Origin of the sequence: Aestuariivirga sp., assembly GCF_047600585.1 — a bacterium.
Classification (GTDB): domain Bacteria; phylum Pseudomonadota; class Alphaproteobacteria; order Rhizobiales; family Aestuariivirgaceae; genus Aestuariivirga.
This window is the reverse complement of record NZ_JASGKP010000001.1, coordinates 2,466,031-2,484,203: the sequence shown is the minus strand read 5'-3', so window position 1 is coordinate 2,484,203 and position 18,173 is coordinate 2,466,031. Positions and strand designations below refer to the sequence as shown.

The 18,173-nt window shown below is 63.8% G+C and carries 17 protein-coding genes; 15 read left to right on the top strand and 2 right to left on the bottom strand.

The window, feature by feature from the left end:
* Positions 1-18 precede the first annotated feature (18 nt).
* The gene (locus QM801_RS12345; protein ID WP_415019512.1) at positions 19-789 is read left to right on the top strand and encodes an SDR family NAD(P)-dependent oxidoreductase; all 771 of its coding nucleotides are present in this window, start codon (positions 19-21) and stop codon (positions 787-789) included.
* Between the two features lie 59 nt (positions 790-848).
* Here the strand turns inward: QM801_RS12345 and QM801_RS12340 are convergent, their stop codons facing one another.
* Positions 849-2,447 (bottom strand): GMC family oxidoreductase, encoded by a 1,599-nt coding sequence (locus QM801_RS12340; RefSeq protein WP_415019511.1) that lies wholly within the window; start codon positions 2,445-2,447, stop codon positions 849-851.
* 179 nt (positions 2,448-2,626) lie between these two features.
* On the opposite strand from QM801_RS12340, the gene QM801_RS12335 reads away from it, so the two are divergent.
* The 12 genes from QM801_RS12335 to QM801_RS12280 all read left to right on the top strand — a co-directional run bounded on the left by QM801_RS12335 (position 2,627) and on the right by QM801_RS12280 (position 14,990).
* Complete coding sequence (locus tag QM801_RS12335; RefSeq protein ID WP_415019510.1) at positions 2,627-3,496, top strand: carbohydrate ABC transporter permease; 870 nt, start codon at positions 2,627-2,629, stop codon at positions 3,494-3,496.
* Positions 3,497-3,593: 97 nt separating this feature from the next.
* Complete coding sequence (locus tag QM801_RS12330) at positions 3,594-4,469, top strand: phytanoyl-CoA dioxygenase family protein (RefSeq protein ID WP_415019509.1); 876 nt, start codon at positions 3,594-3,596, stop codon at positions 4,467-4,469.
* A 25-nt stretch (positions 4,470-4,494) separates the two neighbouring features.
* Positions 4,495-5,502 (top strand): LacI family DNA-binding transcriptional regulator, encoded by a 1,008-nt coding sequence (locus QM801_RS12325; RefSeq protein WP_415019508.1) that lies wholly within the window; start codon positions 4,495-4,497, stop codon positions 5,500-5,502.
* A gap of 214 nt (positions 5,503-5,716) precedes the next feature.
* Positions 5,717-7,192 (top strand): ABC transporter substrate-binding protein, encoded by a 1,476-nt coding sequence (locus QM801_RS12320; RefSeq protein ID WP_415019507.1) that lies wholly within the window; start codon positions 5,717-5,719, stop codon positions 7,190-7,192.
* Between the two features lie 9 nt (positions 7,193-7,201).
* On the top strand, positions 7,202-8,356 hold the full coding sequence (locus tag QM801_RS12315) for a carbohydrate ABC transporter permease (RefSeq protein ID WP_415019506.1): 1,155 nt from the start codon (positions 7,202-7,204) through the stop codon (positions 8,354-8,356).
* The gene (locus QM801_RS12310; RefSeq protein WP_415019505.1) at positions 8,353-9,537 is read left to right on the top strand and encodes a carbohydrate ABC transporter permease; all 1,185 of its coding nucleotides are present in this window, start codon (positions 8,353-8,355) and stop codon (positions 9,535-9,537) included. The genes QM801_RS12315 and QM801_RS12310 overlap by 4 nt, the downstream gene beginning before the upstream one ends.
* A 12-nt stretch (positions 9,538-9,549) precedes the next feature.
* Complete coding sequence (locus QM801_RS12305; protein WP_415019504.1) at positions 9,550-10,617, top strand: ABC transporter ATP-binding protein; 1,068 nt, start codon at positions 9,550-9,552, stop codon at positions 10,615-10,617.
* A gap of 33 nt (positions 10,618-10,650) precedes the next feature.
* On the top strand, positions 10,651-11,715 hold the full coding sequence (locus QM801_RS12300) for a Gfo/Idh/MocA family protein (protein WP_415019503.1): 1,065 nt from the start codon (positions 10,651-10,653) through the stop codon (positions 11,713-11,715).
* Positions 11,715-12,545, top strand: a complete 831-nt coding sequence (locus tag QM801_RS12295) for a sugar phosphate isomerase/epimerase family protein (RefSeq protein ID WP_415019502.1) — start codon at positions 11,715-11,717, stop codon at positions 12,543-12,545. Before QM801_RS12300 ends, QM801_RS12295 begins: the two co-directional genes overlap by 1 nt.
* Complete coding sequence (locus QM801_RS12290) at positions 12,542-13,363, top strand: alpha/beta fold hydrolase (RefSeq protein WP_415019501.1); 822 nt, start codon at positions 12,542-12,544, stop codon at positions 13,361-13,363. The genes QM801_RS12295 and QM801_RS12290 overlap by 4 nt, the downstream gene beginning before the upstream one ends.
* A complete protein-coding gene (locus QM801_RS12285; RefSeq protein ID WP_415019500.1) occupies positions 13,360-14,067 on the top strand; it encodes a ribulose-phosphate 3-epimerase in 708 nt (235 codons plus the stop codon). The genes QM801_RS12290 and QM801_RS12285 overlap by 4 nt, the downstream gene beginning before the upstream one ends.
* Before the next feature lie 5 nt (positions 14,068-14,072).
* Positions 14,073-14,990 (top strand): ROK family protein, encoded by a 918-nt coding sequence (locus QM801_RS12280; RefSeq protein WP_415019499.1) that lies wholly within the window; start codon positions 14,073-14,075, stop codon positions 14,988-14,990.
* Positions 14,991-14,994: 4 nt separating this feature from the next.
* On the opposite strand, the gene QM801_RS12275 is transcribed toward QM801_RS12280, so the two are convergent.
* A complete protein-coding gene (locus QM801_RS12275; protein WP_415019498.1) occupies positions 14,995-15,438 on the bottom strand; it encodes a MaoC family dehydratase in 444 nt (147 codons plus the stop codon).
* Positions 15,439-15,531: 93 nt separating this feature from the next.
* On the opposite strand from QM801_RS12275, the gene QM801_RS12270 reads away from it, so the two are divergent.
* Both QM801_RS12270 and QM801_RS12265 read left to right on the top strand, forming a co-directional pair.
* A complete protein-coding gene (locus QM801_RS12270; protein ID WP_415019497.1) occupies positions 15,532-17,760 on the top strand; it encodes a propanediol/glycerol family dehydratase large subunit in 2,229 nt (742 codons plus the stop codon).
* Positions 17,750-18,163, top strand: coding sequence for a diol dehydratase small subunit (locus tag QM801_RS12265; protein ID WP_415019496.1), 414 nt, complete (start codon positions 17,750-17,752; stop codon positions 18,161-18,163). The genes QM801_RS12270 and QM801_RS12265 overlap by 11 nt, the downstream gene beginning before the upstream one ends.
* Positions 18,164-18,173 lie beyond the last annotated feature (10 nt).

Here is an 18,173-nt window from a genome sequence, read left to right as displayed (position 1 = left end):
CCGCATGGAGCATTCACGATGACCGGATGGATCGACCGCTTTTCACTGAAGGGCCGCCGTGCCCTTGTCACCGGAGCGAGCAAGGGGATCGGCTCGGAAATCTGCCGTGTCCTCGCTGAAGCCGGCGCCGATATCGCCGCCGTCGCCCGCGACCCGGCAGGGCTTGCCGCGGTGAAGAAGGACGTGGAGGCACTCGGCCGCACATGCGTGGCGATCGAGGCCGACCTTGCCACCATCGAGGGCCCGCGTGAGGCGGCGCGCCTGGCGCTCGCCGCCTTCGGCACCATCGACATCCTCGTCAACAATGCCGGTGTCACCACCATCAAGTCGATCATCGATACGCCGCCCGAGGATTGGGAGTGGGTCAACAACGTCAACCTGCGGGCGCCCTATCTGCTGGCCCAGGCGCTGGTGCCCAACATGATCAAACAGAAGATGGGGAAGGTCATCAATATCTCGTCCCAGTCGGGCGTGGTGGCGCTCGATGATCACGGTGCCTATGGCGCTTCGAAGGGCGGTCTCAACATGCTGACTCGTGTGATGACGGTGGAATGGGCCAAGCACAACATCCAGTCGAACACCGTCTGCCCCACGGTGATCCTCACGCCCATGGGCGAGATGGTCTGGGGTGATCCCGCCAAGGGCGATCCCATGAAGGCGAAGATTCCTGCAGGCCGTTTCGGCCGCACCACCGAGGTGGCCGACCTCGTGCTCTTTCTCGCGTCCTCCGCGTCGGACATGATCTGCGGGCAGGACATCCTCATCGACGGCGGGTTCACGGCGCAATAAGTTCTTCACGCGCCGTTTCAGCAGGCGGTCTTATCTCCCTGAATCAACTCGCGATTTCCTCAGGGCGAGACGCGATTGCCCTTGATCAGGTCCGCCGCCTTTTCACCGATCATGATGGTGGGGGCGTTGGTGTTGGACGAATTGATCTGCGGCATGATGGAGGAGTCGCAGACGCGAAGCCCGTCGAGCCCGCGCACCTTGAGGTCGGGCGCCACCACCGCCATCTCGTCCACGCCCATCTTGCAGGTGCCGACGGGGTGATGCTGCGTCTTGGCGTTTGCGGCCAGGTACTCGAAGATTTCCTTGTCGGTGTTGACGGCAGAACCGGGCAGGTGCTCGCCCGCCAGGAACGGCTTCAGCGCGGGCTGCCGCAGGATGTCGCGTGCCAGGCGCACGCCCATGATGCCGCGGCGCAGGTCTTCCGGCTCCTGCCAGTAGTTGGGATCGATGAGCGGCGCATCCGTGGGGTTGGCGCTCTTCAGCTTGACCGAACCGCGGGACTTCGGGCGCATGAAGGCCGCATTGAGCGTGACGCCGCCATTCGCCGATTTCGCCACGCCAGCCTCAATGCCAGAGCCCTGGCCGAAGTGAAGCTGGATGTCGGGTAGGGGGGCGGTCTTGTCGGAATACCAGAAGGCACCTGTCTCGAAGAGGCTCGAGGCCGCAGGACCCCGCTTGAACATGAAATACTGGATGCCGGCCCAGAGCGCCCGGTGCGGCGCGGCATAGCTGTCGTAGCTGAAGGGCCCGGAGCAATGGGAGATGACGAAGAGATCGAGATGATCCTGCAGGTTCTTGCCGACGCCGGGCAGGTCGTGCACCGGCTTCACGCCCGCCGCCTTTAACTCGTCGGCAGGGCCGATGCCGGACTGCAGCAGCATCTTGGGCGAGCCGATGGCGCCCGAGGTGACGATCACCTCGCGCTCGGCGCGAATGATCTCGGCGCCCGACTGACCGGCAAGCTCCACGCCCACGGCGCGGTTGTTCTCGATCACGATGCGGGACACCAGCACGCCCATGCGAACCTCGAGGTTCTTGCGCGACTTCGCCGGCCCGAGATAGGCGGATGCCGCAGACGATCGCCGACCGTCCTTCTGGGTCAGCTGATAGAAGCCCACGCCTTCCTGCTTGGCTCCGTTGAAATCCGGATTGTAGGGAATGCCATACTGCTGTGCCGCCTTGATGAAGGCATCGGCCACGGGCAGGGGCGCAAGCGGCATCGACACGCCAAGCGGCCCATCGGCGCCATGGAATTCGTTGACGAAGCGCTGGTTGCCTTCCGCCTTGCGGAAATAGGGAATGAGCGTCTTGAAGTTCCAGCCATGACAGCCATGGTCGCGCTCCCAGGCCTCATAGTCGTCGGCGTTGCCGCGGGTATAGACCTGCGCGTTGATCGAAGAGCCGCCGCCCAGCACCTTGGCCTGCGTGTACCACAGCACCCGGCCGTTCATGTGCTTCTGCGGTACGGTGGACCAGCCCCAGCTTGCCACACCCTTGGTCATCTTGGCAAAGCCGGCGGGAATCTGGAACAGCATGCCCTTGTCGCTGCCGCCCGCTTCCAGCAGCAGAACCTTCGTGTCCGGGTCTTCCGTCAGACGCGCGGCGATGGTGCAGCCCGCCGAGCCGCCACCAATAATAATGAAGTCATAGTTCGCCATCGTCTGCCACATCCTCCCGTTTCTTTTCCGTAACCTTAGCAACTCTGTCGACGCCCGGAAGACCCATTCGCAATGGATGGGGCAGGCGGGCGAGAGGGGGGCGGGCCTTGAAGCCGCCCCATGGCCTCGCTAATCCTGTTGGTGGCCGCAGAAGAATGATCAAGCGAGGTGGCCTCTCCGTGCATAGGCCGCAACAGCGAACATCACCGGGCAGGGCCGCCACCTACATCCTGCTGGGCCTTTGGTCGCTGATCTGCGCCTTTCCTCTGTATTGGCTGGCGCTAGCGTCGATCCGTCCGGTCGAAGATCTGGCGGGTCCGCCACACTATCTGCCCTTTTTCGACTTTGCCCCGTCGCTCGCTGGATGGCGCTTCATTCTCGCCGATCCGGCCGAGACCCTGCTGCCCAGCTTCTTCAATTCGCTTCTCATCGGCACCGGTGCAACAGCGCTCAGCCTGCTCGCGGTGGCCTTCGCGCTCTATGGTGGAACGCGCGTCGGACACGGCGGGCAACGCCTTCCCCTCGCCAAGCTCATGCTTGCTGTCCGCGTCGTTCCGCCTGTCGTCATCGCACTGCCTGTTTACGTGATCGCGGCCAGCATCGGCATGCTGGATACGCGGAGCCTGATGATCGGCCTCTATGCGGCAATCAATCTTCCCGTCGCGTTCTGGCTGCTGGCGCCGGTCTTCGGGCAGCGGCCGACGGATCAGGAGGAGGCGGCCCTGCTGGATGGCGCATCGCATCTCGGCATTCTCTTTTCCGTGCTGCTGCCGATGATTCTCCGCTCAGTTGCCGTCACCGGTCTGCTGCTCTTCATTCTCTGCTGGAACGAATATCTCTTCGCCGCCTATCTCACCTTCGATCATGCCGGCACGCTGACGCCATGGATGGTGGGGCAGCTCTCCATGAAGGAAGCGCAGGCCGGTGGCGAGGCGGAGGAGCTTTCGCACATGGCGGCCGCAGCCGTGTTCATGGCGGTTCCCGCCCTTGTGCTCGCTGCCGCAGTGCAGCGCTTCATCGGCCGCAGCATCGCTGCATTGCAGCGTTGAATTATCCGGACGCCATGCCCGGCAATTATGCATATTGCCTGATCCTAATCGATTAGCTACGGTCTGCCCGCCAATGGGTAAAATGGGAGGAACGCGCATGTATACGAAACAGGCTTTGCGGGAATTGGGCGTCGGCCCCGGCACGTTGAGCGCCGAGCAGTTGCGGCAATTCGACAAGCTCGGCTTCTTCATCGTCGAGAATGTGCTGAGCAAGGACGATTGCCAGAAGATGCGCGACGCCTTCGAGCAGATCCACGCCGCCGAAAACGACAAGGGCGGCCACGAGGTTCACGTTGAACCCGGCGCGCGCCGTCTTTCAAACATCTTCAACAAGACCGATGCCTTCGACAAATGTTTGTGGATTCCGGAAATCCTCGCCGCCTCCGCCCATGCGCTGGGCGAGATCAAGGTGCATGGCGCCAATGTTCGCGATCCGGTGAAAGGCTACGGCCAGCAGGACCTGCATGTGGACGTGCCGAAGAAATTCGACGACGACTGGTGGGTGGTGAACTCGATGATCATGTTCGACGACATGACGCTCGACAACGGCCCCACGCGCGTGGTGCCCGGTTCCCAGTGGTGGGCGCCGATCAATGTGCCTTACGTCAACATCGGTGACTGGGAACCGCAGCCGCTGTCGCCCGAAGACGCGGCCCGCGTGCCCAAGGACCTGTCTGCGCCCTATCCCGGCGAAATCATGGTGGAGGCCCCGGCAGGATCGGCGATCATCTGCAACTCCTCCATGTGGCACAGCGGCACCGTGAAGAAATCCGACAAGCACCGCCGCATGCTGCATCTTACCTACACGCGCCGTGACCTGCCGCAGCAGCTGCTGCAGCTCGATTACCTCACGCCCGAACTCTACAACCGCATGTCGCCGGTGAAGCGCTATCTCCTCGAGATCGAACCGCCTAAGGATGGCGACGGCGTGCTGCGCCAGCCGAAGAAGGATCACAGGGGCTGGTGGAACTGATCACCGACGATCGGGACTGCGTTTCATGGTGACGATGAAGGATGTCGCGCGGGCGGCAGGCGTCAGCGTATACACCGTCTCGGCCGCGCTCTCGGGCGCGGCCCCCGTCAGCGCGGAACTGCGCGAGCGTGTAAACGCGGCTGTTCAGCGTTTGGGTTATGAGGGCAATTCCGTTGCGCGGGGGCTGCGGCAGGGAACGTCGTCGCTGATCGGTCTCATCGTTTCGGACGTGACCAACCCGTTCTTTACCGAGGTTGTCGACTGCATCCAGACGCTGGCGCGGCAGAGCGGCTACTCGGTGCTGCTCGGCATCAGCGGCCACGATGTGGCGCGGGAGGCTGAACTGCTCCGTCTCATGCGCTCGCACCAGGCGGCGGGGACCATCCTCGGTCCTGCCGGCGGCAAGACGGATTACGATGCAGGTGAACTCGCCGCAGGCCGCATGAAGGTAGTGGCGATCGACAATGCCTTTCCCGCCCTTGCAGTTGATTGCATCAGTCTCGACAACCGCAATGCCGCTGCGCTTGCGGTGACGCATCTTCTTGAACTCGGCCACACGGCAATCGGCATGGTCGCTGGCCTGCCGCGCCAGCACGTGGCGCGCGAACGCCTTGCCGGTTATCGCGATACTTTGCGGAAGCATGGTCATCCCGTTCGCGAGGAACTGATTGCGAGCGGCAACTTCCGTCTCGAGGATGGCTATGCCGCCTGCCGGACGCTGATGCAGGGGAAGGGCGCTCCCACCGCGCTCTTCGTTGCCAACAACCTCATGCTGATCGGCGTCATGCGTGCCCTGGGCGACATGGGCCTCCGCGTGCCGCAGGATGTGTCGGTGTGCAGCATCGACGATTTTCCCTGGGCCACCGCGTTTCAACCGGCGCTCACCGTGGTGCAGCAGCCTATCGCGGCCATGTCGGAAGCCGCCTTCACGACGCTCGTGAGGCGCCTCGGCGGTGATGCCGGGGAGGCCACGCGCCAGCTCTTTGCGCCGGAACTGATTGTCCGGAAATCAACAGCGCAGCGGACGCGGTAGCATCGTCTTCGTTGCAGATGCGAAGAGCATGCCAGTCATCTTTTGCATGAGAATTGTTCATGAGCGCGTACGCCCGAGCGTGACGCGCTGATCAAACTTAAGGCACTGTTTTCATCTTGCCAGAACCGCACGTTTGGGTACAACTTGCGCCAAGCTGACATGAAAAAAGTCAGTTGTCGTACAAATAAGAACTTCATAAGTGGGAGGAAAACCAATGAAAATCATGAAGTTTGCCGCGGCCGCCCTGATGGGAGCCGTTGCTCTGACCGGTCTTGCGGCTTCGTCCAGCGCCGGTGAATTCGATGGCGTGACCATCAACATCCTGACGCGTCCGGGCCCGGTCATCGCCGGTCCGCTCAAGGAACGCGGCGTGACCTTCGAAAAGGAAACGGGCGCCAAGATCGTCGTGAACGAAGTGCCGTTCGCTGAAATCTTCCCGAAGATCCAGAACGACTGGACTACGGGCACGAACTCGATCGACGTCGGCGTGTTCGCCGCCGGTTGGGGCGTTGAACTCGACGCCGCCGGCCTGCTCGAGGATCTCGATCCCTATATCGCCAAGGATACGAAGATCGACACGAACGACCTTGCTCCCTATTTCCGCGACTTCGGCATGAAGATCGGCGGGAAGTACAAGCTCGTCCAGCTCGATGGCGACTTCCAGATGGTCTACTACCGCAAGGACGTGCTCGAGAAGGCCGGTCTGCAGCCGCCCAAGACCTGGCAGGACTACATCGACGTGGCCTCCAAGATCCACGGCCAGGACATGAACGGCGACGGCACGCCGGACTACGGCTCCTGCATCTTTAAGAAGCGCAATGCCCAGTCCTACTTCGCCATTCAGACTGTTGCCGCGTCCTTCGTGCAGACTCAGGGCACCTCCCAGGGCTTCCACTTCGACAACAAGACGATGAAGCCGCTGATCAACAACGAAGCCTGGAAGAAGGCGTTCGAGCTCTACAAGGAAACGGGCAAGTACGGTCCGCCTGAAGAACTCAACATGGACATCGGCGACACCCGCGCGCTCTTCAAGGCCGGCCGTTGCGGCCTGCTGATCGAATGGGGCGATCCAGGCACGTTGCAGCTCGACCCCGATGCCGCCAAGGTGAAGGGCCAGATCTTCGCCGTTTCGGCCGTGGGCTCGAAGGAAGTGCTTGATCGCGCAAGCGGCAAGCTGGTCCCCGTGACCAAGGAAAATGCGCCTTACTCGGTTGATGGCGTCAACTACGCTCCGTTCGCCGCCTTCGGTGGCTGGGCTGGTGCGATCAACGCCAAGGCCGACGCCAAGAAGAAGGAAGCTGCCTACGCCTTCCTGTCCTACATGAACCAGGCCGCGCAATCGAACGTCGACGTGACGATCGGCTCGACGGGCTACAACCCCTACCGTCTGTCGCAGCTCAAGAGCACTGACCTGTGGGAAAAGGCCGGCATGCCGAAGGATCTCGCCGAGAACTACCTCGGCGCCATCAACGGTGCGCTGAACAACCCGAACATGGCTTCTGACATGAAGATCCCGGGTGCCCAGCAGTATACCGGCGTCGTGCTCGACACCGAACTCGCCCGCTACCTCGCTGGCGAAATCACCGTCGACGAAGCTCTCAAGAACATCGAAGAGGGCTGGGAAAAGATCACCGAGGACTTCGGCCGCGACGAGCAGATCAAGGCCCAGGCTCTGGCCCTCGGACTCTAAGACACGGCAATGTCAGCCGCTTCAACACATCACCAGCCGGGGGCAACCCCGGCTGGAACGGTGGGGGCCGCAGGGTTGGGCGAATGGTTCGACCGGCATGCGCGCACTTTCTTCATTGCGCCTGCTGTCATCCTCATCCTGATCTTCGCGATCTTCCCGACCTTCTATTCGATCGTCTTCGCGCTCAGCCGCGTCAAGTTCACCGGCAACGGACTGCGCTTCCGTTTCGTCTGGTTCGACAATTTCCTCGCCCAGTTCTCCGGCAACGAGCAGGCCCACTTCCTCGGCCGCGTGAACGAGATGGGTGCCTTCGGCTCGATCTTCACGCTGGCCGTCATCGGTGCCGCCGGGTGGTGGCTGTTCCGCTCCTGGCAGAAGGGCTCCACCTGGGTCGGCATGATCGGCCGCACCATTTCGGCCGCCATGTTCATTTTCGTGGGCTGGATTCTCGGCGCCACGCTGCTCTCCGGAAATCCCTGGGGCACGCTGATGACAACACTGTTCTATGTCATCATCGGTTGTCTCGTTCAGTTCGTGATCGGAACCGGGCTCGCCTTCCTGTGCTCGCAGCCCATTTCCGGCAAGAACTTCTTCCGCGTTCTCTTCTTCATCCCGCTGATGATCACGCCGCTCGGCGTGGGCTACGCCTTCAAGATGGTGCTCGACATCACCAAGGGCCCGCTCCAGCCCCTGTGGAATCTCATCGGACTGCAGGACTGGGCCTGGTCCACCGATGCCTGGGCGGCGCGCTTCTTCGTCATCCTGGGTGATTCCTGGCAATGGATTCCCTTTGTCTTCATCTGCATGCTGGCGGCACTTGAAAACGTCTCCAAGGACCAGATCGAAGCCGCCGAGGTGGATGGCGCATCGAGCGTCGAGATCTTCCGCGAGATCACCTGGCCGCAGATCGTTCCCGTCGCCGTGACGGTGATCCTCATCCGCATGATCGAGGCCTTCAAGATCGTCGACCTGCCCAACATCATGACATCGGGCGGCCCAGGCATCGCCACCGAGTCGATGACGCTGCACTCCTACTTCCTCTGGCGCGCCAACGACATGGGCTCGTCCGCGGCGGTGGCCTACCTGCTGCTCATCCTCACCGTCGTCGTCTGCTCGTCCTTCTTCAACTATGTGGTTCTCGGCCAGTTGAGGAACGTGAAATGAGCGATCAGTCCTTCAAGCTCGTCGAAGCCAACAAGAGCCTGATGGAACGGCTCTTCGAACCTCCTGCCGTCGGCAAGATGTCGCCGGTTGCCAAGGTCGTGGCCTACAGCCTGCTGGCCTTCTGGTCGCTTTTCGTGATCTTCCCGATCTACTGGGTGATCATCACCGCGTTCAAGGATGCGGGTGCGGTCAACCAGGGCCCGTTCTACATTCCCTTCGTCGACTTCCAGCCGACGCTGGATGCCTGGCGCGTGCACTTCTCGGTCGATCCCTATTGCGATCTCTACTCGCTCGGCCGCCAGCTGGTCCTGCTTGTCCACAACACGCTGGCCTTCATCGTTTCGCCCGTGGTCACCATCACGCCCATGGAGCCGCAGATCTGCAAGGTCTATCAGGCCTTCACGAACTCGCTGGTGATCGGCCTTGCGGCAACGGCGCTGTGCGTCTCTGTGGGAAGCCTCGCCGCCTATGCGCTGGTGCGCTTCGAGTACAAGCCGAAGTTCGGCAACGCCGTGGTCTTCGTGCTGCTGGCGCTCGCCATGATCCTCGCCACCAGCTACATGGGCATTCCGTGGTACGTGAGTGCCGCCGCCGCCCTGGCGCTGTTCTTCCTGCTGGCCCGGTCGCTCGGCAAGCGCTTCAAGGCCAGCCTCGGCAACGGCGACATCCTCTTCTGGATCATCTCCCAGCGCATCCTGCCGCCCATCGTGGTGATCATTCCGATCTACATGATGTTCCAGGCGGTGGGCCTGCTCGATACGCACCTTGCGCTGATCATCGTCTATGCGGTGGGCAACCTGCCGATCGTCGTCTGGCTGATGCACGACTTCTTCGCAAGCCTGCCGGTCGAACTTGAGGAATCGGCCCAGCTCGACGGCTCCAGCCGCTTCGGCATCTTCTGGGAAATCGTGCTGCCGCTCACCAGGCCCGGCCTTGCCGCCACGACGCTGCTCACGCTCATCCTCAACTGGAACGAATACATTTTCGCCGTGTTCCTTTCCACGGCCAAGGCGCAGACCATGCCCATCATGGTGGCGGCGAAGAACGCCGGCGAAAAGGGCATCCTGTGGTGGGAAATGTGCGCCATCATCGTCATCATGATCATTCCCGTGATCCTGATGGCCATCATCCTGCAGCGTTACATCGCCAAGGGCGTTCTGCTCGGCGCGGTCAAAGGGTAAAGAGGGGCATCCATGTCTTCCACAACGGGCGTTCCCGTCACATACGACAAGATCGCAAAGTCGTTCGGTCAGGTGCAGGTGCTGGAGGAACTGTCGCTCCAGGTCCAGCCGGGTGAATTCCTCGTGCTGCTCGGCGCCTCGGGTTCGGGCAAGACCACGGCGCTGCGCATTCTCGCGGGCCTCGAAACCGCCACCAGCGGACGCATCACCATCGGCGAGCGCGAGGTCACCAACGTGCTGCCGAAGTACCGCGACGTATCCATGGTCTTCCAGTCCTACGCGCTCTATCCGCACAAGACGGTGGCGGAGAACATCGGCTTCCCGCTGAAGGTGCGCAAGGTTCCCAAGGCCGAGCAGGACGCCGCGATCCGCGATGCCGCGGCACAGGTGCAGATCGACCAGCTGCTTGACCGCTATCCCCGCCAGCTGTCAGGCGGCCAGCGCCAGCGCGTGGCCCTTGCCCGCGCCATGGTGCGCCGTCCTTCCGTCTTCCTCATGGACGAGCCGCTCTCCAACCTCGATGCCAAGCTGCGCGGCCACATGCGCGCCGAGCTGAAGCACATGCAGTCGACACTCGGCACCACCACGATTTACGTGACCCACGATCAGATCGAGGCCATGACGCTCGCCCACCGCGTCGCCATTCTGGAAAAGGGCGTGCTGCAGCAGCTTGATACGCCCGCCAACATCTACAACAATCCGGCCAATCTCTTCGTCGCCCAGTTCATTGGCTCGCCGCCCATGAACGTGGTGCACGGCGCTCTCGAAGGCGGCAACTTCCAGACCCGTGGCGCCAAGGTGTCGGTGCCCGTGAGCGGCCGCATTGCCAAGGCCATTCTCGGCGCCCGCCCGGAAGACTGTTCGGTCGTTGCGCCCAGCAAGGGCAACATGAATGCCGAAATCTACACCGTCGAACTGATCGGCGACCACACGCTGGTGACCGTGAAGGCGGGCGAGGACCTTCTCACCATCAAAGCGCCCAAGGACTTCGCGGGCAACACGGGCGAGAATGTCGGCGTCACCTTCAGCAAGGAACGCCTCTTCGTGTTCGACACCGAGTCCGGCGCCCGCGTCAGGTGAGCGGGCGGCTGTCCTCCAGCGCAGAGCGGGCCGATGGCTGAAAAACTGAATGTCGGCGTTCTCGGTTGCGGCCCCATCGCCCAGGCCGGACATTTCGAAAGCTGCACCAAGGCCTCGAACGCGCGCCTCTATGCCATCTGCGACGTGGCGGATGACCTGCGCGAGCGCATGGCGGCGATGCATGCGCCGGAAAAATCCTATGCCAGCTATGACGAGATGCTGGCCGACCCCAAGCTCGATGCGGTGATCATCGCAACGTCGGACGCTTTTCATGTGCCGGCGTCGCTGAAGGCGCTGGCCGCGGGCAAGCATGTGCTCTGCGAGAAGCCTCTCGGCATCGGTCTTGAGGAAGTGCTCGAACTCGAAGCGGCAGTGAAGCGCTCCGGCAAGCGCCTGCAGGTGGGCCACATGAAGCGCTACGACGCGGGGCTTCAGGAGGCGCACCGCTTCATCAAGGAAGAGATGGGCGAGATCGTTGCCCTCAAGGCGTGGTATTGCGACAGCACCCACCGCTATCCCATGACGGATGCGACGCAGCCGCTCATCATCAAGTCGGCGCTGGCGCTGAAGCCCAAGACCGATCCCAAGGCCGATCTCACGCGCTACTACATGCTGGCCCATGGCTGCCATCTCGTCGATACGGCGCGCTACTTTGCGGGCGACATTGTTGCCGTCACGGCGCGGCTCTCGCGCGACAAGGGCATGCACTGCTGGTTCGCGGATGTGGAGTTTGCCAGCGGCACGCTGGGGCACCTCGACCTCACCGTGGCGGTGCGCATGGATTGGCACGAGGGCTTCCAGATCTACGGCCAGCATGGCTCGGTCATCGGCAAGACCTACAATCCCTGGTACTACAAGACCTCGGACGTGGACATTTTCCGTGAGCGTGACGGCATGTCCTACCGGCCGCTGGGTGCGGATGGCCACTTCTACCGACGCCAGCTGGAAGGTTTTGCCGCCGCCATTCTCTCGAACGGGCCGCTCACGGGTGCGGGGATTGAAGATGGCGTGGCTTCGGTGCGCGCCATGCTTGCCGTCGCGCGCTCCGCGGCGGAAGGGCGGCGCGTGCGCCTCGACGACGTCTCCGGGCTGATCTAATGCGGCTCGGAATCTTTGCCAAGACCTTCGCTGGCAATGATCCCGAAGCGGTGCTGCGCCAGTCGGCCGAAGCAGGCTTCGAAGGCGTGCAGTACAACATGGCCTGCTCGGGTCTTGCCGCGATGCCGGACGCCATTCCATCAGATGTCGCGCAGGCGGTGGCAGCCGCGGCGGCGGCAACGGCGCAGCCGGTCTTTGCCGTGTCCGGCACCTACAACATGATCCATCCCGATGTGGCGGTGCGACGCGACGGCGAGCGCCGCCTGAAGGTGATCGCCGCAGCGTGTGCGGCCCTCGGCACCAAGGTTGTGACCCTCTGCACGGGCACGCGGGATCCGCAGGACCAGTGGCGGCATCATCCGGACAATGCCTCGCCTGAGGCATGGCGCGATCTGCTCTCGGCCTTCGAGGTGGCCGTCGGCATCGCAGAGTCCCATGGCGTCATGCTGGGCGTGGAGCCGGAGTTGGCCAATGTGGTGAGCAGTGCCGCCGCTGCGCGCCGACTCATGGACGAGATGAAGTCGGATGCCATCGGCATCGTGCTTGATCCCGCCAACCTCGCCGAAGAGGCGACTCCGGACGAGCGCCGCAGGGGCATTGCCGAAGCAGTCGATACGCTCGCGGGCCGCATCATCATTGCCCATGCCAAGGACCGCACGGCCACGGGCGAGGTCGCAGCACCGGGGCAGGGCGCCATCGACTTTGCGCATTTCCTCTCCGCCTTGCGCGCCTCCTGCTTCGACGGGCCGCTGGTGGCCCACGGCTTCGGTGCGGGCGAGGCGAGGGACGTGGCAGATTTCCTCCACCGCCAGCGCGCCGCATTGCCATGAAGGGTTTTCGTCAGCATATCCTGCGCCGCGATGGCATCGCGCTCACCCTCTATGTGCAGGAGGGCGAGGGGCCGCTGATGGTCTTCCAGCATGGGCTGTGCGGTGATGCGGCCCAGCCCGCTGCCGTGTTTCCTCACACATCGGGCGCGCGTCTTGCGGTGCTCGAGTGCCGTGGACATGGCGCGAGCGAAGCGGGCGACCCCGCTGCGTTCGCCATCGCCACCTTCGCCGATGATGTGGCCACGGCCATCCGCATGATCACGGATCGACCCTGCGTGGTGGGCGGCATCTCCATGGGCGCCGCCATTGCCATGCGCCTTGCGGTGCGCGAACCGGGCCTCGTGCGCGGGCTCGTGATCGCGCGGCCGGCCTGGAGCTTTTCCGATGCACCCGCCAACATGCGGCCTAACCTTGCCGTGGGCGAATGCCTGCGCAAGCAACGGACGGCAGGCGAGGCCGATGCTTTCGTAGCCTCCGGGACCGGCCGGATGCTCGCCGCTGAATCGCCCGACAATCTGAAATCACTGCTCTCGTTCTTCACCCGTGAACCTCGCAGCGTCACGGCGGAACTGCTCGTTCGCATTTCAGGCGATGGACCGGGCGTCACCCGTGCGGAGCTTTCCGCGCTCCGCGTGCCTACGCTCGTCATCGGGAACAGCGAGGACCACATTCACCCGCTGAGTCTCGCCACGGAAATCGCAGACGCCATTCCGGGCGCGCGGTTCCGCGAAATTCCCGCCAAGACCCACGGCAAGGAGGCATACGAGTCCGCTTTCCGCGCCGGGCTCGGCACTTTTCTTCAGGAGATCACCCCATGAGCAAACCCGCTGCCGGATGGTTCGACCGGCTTCCCGCCAAACGCTGCCTTGCGGAATTCTCCATGTGGTCGGCGGATCTCTGCAATCTCGACCGTGATCTTGCCCGCATCGGCCCCCATGCCGACATCCTTCATGTCGATGTGGCAGATGGCGTCTTCGCACCCGCCTTCCTCTTCTTCCCCGACCTCGTCGCCGCCATGCGGGCGAAGTCGTCGCTCCCCATCCACGTGCACCTCATGGTGGATGATGCGATCCTGCTCCAGCAGGTGGAACAGTTCGCGGAGGCGGGGGCCGATCTTATCAGCATCCACGCCGAATGCCGGAACGCCATGAAGGCGATCGAGCTGATCAAGGCAAAGGGCGCATTGGCCGGCGCGGTGCTGCGGGTGGAGACTCCGGTCGAAGCCATCCTGCCGACGGTGAAGTCGCTCAGCATGGTGACGCTGCTCGGCACCGCCATTGGCGTGAAGGGCGTGGGCCTCGCCGAAACCGCGCCGGGCCGCATCACCGCCATGCGAAAGATCGTGGCGGCAACGAAAACGCCGCACCGCCAGATCGTGGCCGCCGATGGCGGCATCCGTGAGAACACCGTTCCGGTGCTCGTCGCCTCCGGGGCCGAGACGGTGGTGATGGGCTCGCTCGCCTTCGGCGCGCCGGACCTTGCCAAGCGCATCGCCTGGCTGCACGCTTTGCCGATAGGATGATCGCAATGGCGGCGGATGTGGTTCTGGCAGTGGATGTGGGCGGCACGCAGACGCGTGCTGCACTGGTGGACCGTGAGGGCCATGTGATGCACCGCCAGTCCGTGCGCACGCCTGCCGATGAAGGGGCTGACGCTGTTGTTTCGGCCATTGCCCAAAGCTGCCGCAGCATCCTGTCCGAAGCGGGGATCACAACCGCCATTCCGCTTGGCCTCTGCGCCCCGGGGCCGCTCGATGCCAAGCGCGGCATTGCCCTCTCGACGCCCACGATCCGCGGTTTCACCAACTTTCCCCTGCGCCAGGCGCTGAGCGATGCGCTGGGCGTACCCGTCACCATCGAGAATGACGGGCCCTGCGCGGCACTCGGTGAATGGATGTGTGGTGCGGGCCGCGGCACGGAGAACTTCGTCTATGTGACGATCTCCACGGGGATCGGCGGCGGCGTGGTGTCAGACGGCCACCTGATGCGCGGCAGGCTTGGCCTTGCCGGCCATGTCGGCCACATGCCGCTCAAGACCGAAAGCAGCGCCATCTGCTTCTGCGGCAAACCCGGCTGCTGGGAGGCGGAAGCCTCAGGCTCAGCCCTGCAGAAGAAGGCGCTGGTCGCCGGCTTTACCGGCCTTCCCGATGTCTTCGCCCGTGCCGAAGGCCGGGAGCCCAAGGCGCTTTCCTTCGTTGCCGCCGCATCGGACGACATTGCGCTGGGTGTGGTTGCCATCATTCATCTGTTCAGTCCGGAGCGCGTCGTGATCGGCGGCGGCGTCTCGAACGGTTTCAATGTGCTGGGCCCCCTCATCCGCGAACGGGTGGATGCGCGCGTGCTGCCGCCCTTCCGCGGCACTGAGATCGTGCGGGCAGGGCTCGGCGATGACTCCGGCCTGATCGGGGCAGCACAGCTCGTGCTTCACCCCCACACCGCCGCCTGAGTCTTCAGGCCTCCGGGCGCTTCAGCCAGCGCATGATGTGGGTGGCAACGGCGCATTGGGTGCCGTTCTGCGTGTGGATGCTGACGGCCGCACTGGTGCGCATCTTCACCGGATCGGCGCTCTCGATCCGGTACGTCACCGTGATGGTATCGCCGATCTTCACGCCCGCAAGGAAGCGGACCTTGTCGTAACCGAGCGAGACCGGATAGTGCTGTTCCATCAGCGCGACGCATTTGTCGGTGATGAGGGTCGAGGCCCGCGACATGTAGCCCACCAGCAAGGCCCCGTGGGCGATGCGCCCGCCATACTCCGTCTTGGCCATGGCGGCTTCATCCACGTGGTTGGGCGAAAGGTCACCGGTGATCCCGGCAAAGAGATAGACGTCGCTTTCGCCGACGGTCTTGGAGCAGGTGACGGTGGCGCCCACCGCGGCCTCAAAGGCATTCATGTCATTCCCCATCGGATGGGCTGCAAGCTTGCGTGATCCCGTGGGCGGGGTAAAGATCAATTGCAGGAGCGCCGGCGCGCGCAGGACAGGGCAATGACAGGATCGAAGCGGTTTCAGCAGCGGGCCGGGCGCGCGGTCAACAAGGATACCTTTGTCCGGGAGAATGCCTGGCTGGGCCTCATCGTCATGGGAAGTCCCAACGACCCGAAGCCGTGGCTCCGCATCGACAAGGGCCGGGTGGTGGAGATCGACGGCTGCGCCGAGGCCGACTTCGACACCATTGACCGCTACATCGCCCGCTACGCCATCGACGTGACGGCAGCCGAAGAGGCGATGGCGATGGACTCGCTCGCGCTTGCGCGGATGCTGGTGGACATCAACGTGCCACGCCCGCGCCTGATGAAGCTGATGGGCGGCTGCACCCCCGCCAAGCTCTGCGAGGTCGTCTCCCATCTCAACGTCGTCGAAATGATGATGGCGATGCAGAAGATGCGGGCCCGCAAGACGCCGGGCAACCAGGCCCATGTCACCAACTGGCGCGAGAACCCGGCGCTGATGGCGGCAGATGCCGCCGAGGCGGCACTCCGCGGCTTCGATGAGTTGGAAACAACCTGCCGGGTCGCACGCATGGCGCCCTTCAATGCGCTGGCGCTGCTGGTGGGTTCGCAGACGCCCCATGGTGGCGTGCTCACCCAATGCGCTGTGGAGGAGGAATTGAACCTCCGCCTCGGCCTCAAGGGCCTCACCTCCTATGCCGAGACGCTCTCCGTCTATGGCACGGATGATGCGCTGCGCGACGGCGATGACACGCCGTGGTCCAAGGGTCTGCTCGCCTCGGCCTACGCCTCGCGCGGCATCAAGATCCGCTTCACCTCCGGTACCGGGGCCGAAACCCTGATGGGCTACGAGGCCGGGAAGTCCATGCTCTATCTCGAGGCCCGCTGCCTCATGCTGGTGAAGGGCTCGGGCGCGCAGGGGGTGCAGAACGGCTCGATCAGCTGCATCGCGCTCACGGGCGCACTGCCGGGCGGCGTGCGGGCCGTGCTGGCGGAGAACCTGATTGCTGCCGCACTCGGACTTGAGGTGGCCACCGGCAACGATGCGATGTCTTCACACTCGGAAATGCGCAAGACGGCGAAGCTGATGCTGCAGTTCCTGCCAGGCACCGACTTCATCACCAGCGGCTACAGCTCCATGCCGCGCAAGGACAACATGTTCGGCGGCGGCAACTTCGATGCCGACGACATGGACGACTGGCTTGTCATGCAGCGGGACATGCAGGTGGATGCAGGCATGGAGCCCGTCACCGAGGCGGATGTGCTGGCGGTGCGGCGCAAGGCGGCAGCGGCCATGCAGGCGGTGTTCAAGGGGCTCGGTTTCCCGGCCATCAGCGATGCGGAGATTGAGGCGGCGGCGACGGCCTATGCCTCGGACGACATGCCCGAGCGCGACTTCGTGAAGGACCTTGCGGCGGCGGATGATTTTCTGGATGGCCCGCGCACGGCGCTCGATGTGGTGAAGGCACTGGACGCTGCGGGCTTCAGTGATGTGGCCGCCAACATTCTTGCCATGCAGCGGGTGCGCGTGGCGGGTGATTACCTGCAACCCGCCGCCGTGCTCGACAAGAACTTCGAGGCGCTGAGCGCCTTCACCGACCGCAACGACTATCAGGGCCCCGGCACGGGCTTCCGGCTTCAGGGCGAACACCTCGAAAAGCTCGTCAACATTCCGCAAGCCCGCGCGGCTGAGGAAATGGTGCCGCTGTCTTCCGGGCAGGCCGGTGTCGCGCTGACACCCGCTCCTGCAACGTCTGGCGACGCCGGCGATGTGGTGATTGCCGTGGGGCCCGCCTTCGCCGACACGCTCGACACAACCCTCTGCGGCCTGAAGCATGGCGAGGTGCTGAAGGCGATCAGCGAGGGGATCGAAAGCGAGGGCCTGCGCCCGCGGGTCTACAAGGTCTTCCACACGGCGGACTGCGGCATGCTGGGTTACGAGGGTGCCAGGCTCAGCGGTTCGGGCATTGCCATCGGCCTGCAATCGAAGGGCACGGCGGTGATCCAGCGCAAGGGTCTCGCCCCCCTCAACAATCTCGAACTCTTCTCGCAGGCGCCGCTGCTTTCACGCGAGGCCTATGTGCGGATCGGCGCGAACGCTGCCTGCCATGCCAAGCGCCAGCCACCATCGCCCGTGCCCGTGAAGGTCGACAACATGGCGCGCCTGCGCCTCATCGTGCATGCCATGCTGATGCACAAGCGCGAGATTGCCGCCATCCGGCCCGGCAAGCCCGCAACCGAAATGCAGGTGGTCCATGAGCGCTGACACGCCATCGGGCGATGGTGATCCGCGCCGCCGCCAGCGCAGCCTCGAGGTGAGCGAGATCACGTTGGAGAATGTGCGGCTGGGCAAGCTTTCGGCCGAGGACCTCGCCATCCGCCGGGACACACTGCTGGCGCAGGCCCAGCGCGCCGAGGAGGAGGGTTACCCGCAGCTTGCCCGCAACTTCCGGCGCGCGGCCGAATTGACGGCATTGCCAAATGACGTGCTGCTCGGCGCCTATGAAAAACTCCGGCCCTATCGCGCCAGCTATTTCGAACTGCTGTCACTCAGTCAGGAAATTGCCGCGCGCTATGATGCGCCGGAGACGGGCAACTACATCCGCGAGGCAGCAGAGGTCTACCGCGCCAAGGGCCTGTTGAAAGAAGACCCCGGCGCGGAGAGTTGACGGTCAGAGA

Coding starts and splice junctions, on each gene's coding strand:
- QM801_RS12345 (WP_415019512.1), top strand. CDS start 19: ATGACCGGATGGATCGACCGCTTTTCACTGAAGGGCCGCCGTGCCCTT.
- QM801_RS12340 (WP_415019511.1), bottom strand. CDS start 2,447: ATGGCGAACTATGACTTCATTATTATTGGTGGCGGCTCGGCGGGCTGC.
- QM801_RS12330 (WP_415019509.1), top strand. CDS start 3,594: ATGTATACGAAACAGGCTTTGCGGGAATTGGGCGTCGGCCCCGGCACG.
- QM801_RS12325 (WP_415019508.1), top strand. CDS start 4,495: ATGGTGACGATGAAGGATGTCGCGCGGGCGGCAGGCGTCAGCGTATAC.
- QM801_RS12320 (WP_415019507.1), top strand. CDS start 5,717: ATGAAAATCATGAAGTTTGCCGCGGCCGCCCTGATGGGAGCCGTTGCT.
- QM801_RS12315 (WP_415019506.1), top strand. CDS start 7,202: ATGTCAGCCGCTTCAACACATCACCAGCCGGGGGCAACCCCGGCTGGA.
- QM801_RS12310 (WP_415019505.1), top strand. CDS start 8,353: ATGAGCGATCAGTCCTTCAAGCTCGTCGAAGCCAACAAGAGCCTGATG.
- QM801_RS12305 (WP_415019504.1), top strand. CDS start 9,550: ATGTCTTCCACAACGGGCGTTCCCGTCACATACGACAAGATCGCAAAG.
- QM801_RS12300 (WP_415019503.1), top strand. CDS start 10,651: ATGGCTGAAAAACTGAATGTCGGCGTTCTCGGTTGCGGCCCCATCGCC.
- QM801_RS12295 (WP_415019502.1), top strand. CDS start 11,715: ATGCGGCTCGGAATCTTTGCCAAGACCTTCGCTGGCAATGATCCCGAA.
- QM801_RS12290 (WP_415019501.1), top strand. CDS start 12,542: ATGAAGGGTTTTCGTCAGCATATCCTGCGCCGCGATGGCATCGCGCTC.
- QM801_RS12285 (WP_415019500.1), top strand. CDS start 13,360: ATGAGCAAACCCGCTGCCGGATGGTTCGACCGGCTTCCCGCCAAACGC.
- QM801_RS12280 (WP_415019499.1), top strand. CDS start 14,073: ATGGCGGCGGATGTGGTTCTGGCAGTGGATGTGGGCGGCACGCAGACG.
- QM801_RS12275 (WP_415019498.1), bottom strand. CDS start 15,438: ATGAATGCCTTTGAGGCCGCGGTGGGCGCCACCGTCACCTGCTCCAAG.
- QM801_RS12270 (WP_415019497.1), top strand. CDS start 15,532: ATGACAGGATCGAAGCGGTTTCAGCAGCGGGCCGGGCGCGCGGTCAAC.
- QM801_RS12265 (WP_415019496.1), top strand. CDS start 17,750: ATGAGCGCTGACACGCCATCGGGCGATGGTGATCCGCGCCGCCGCCAG.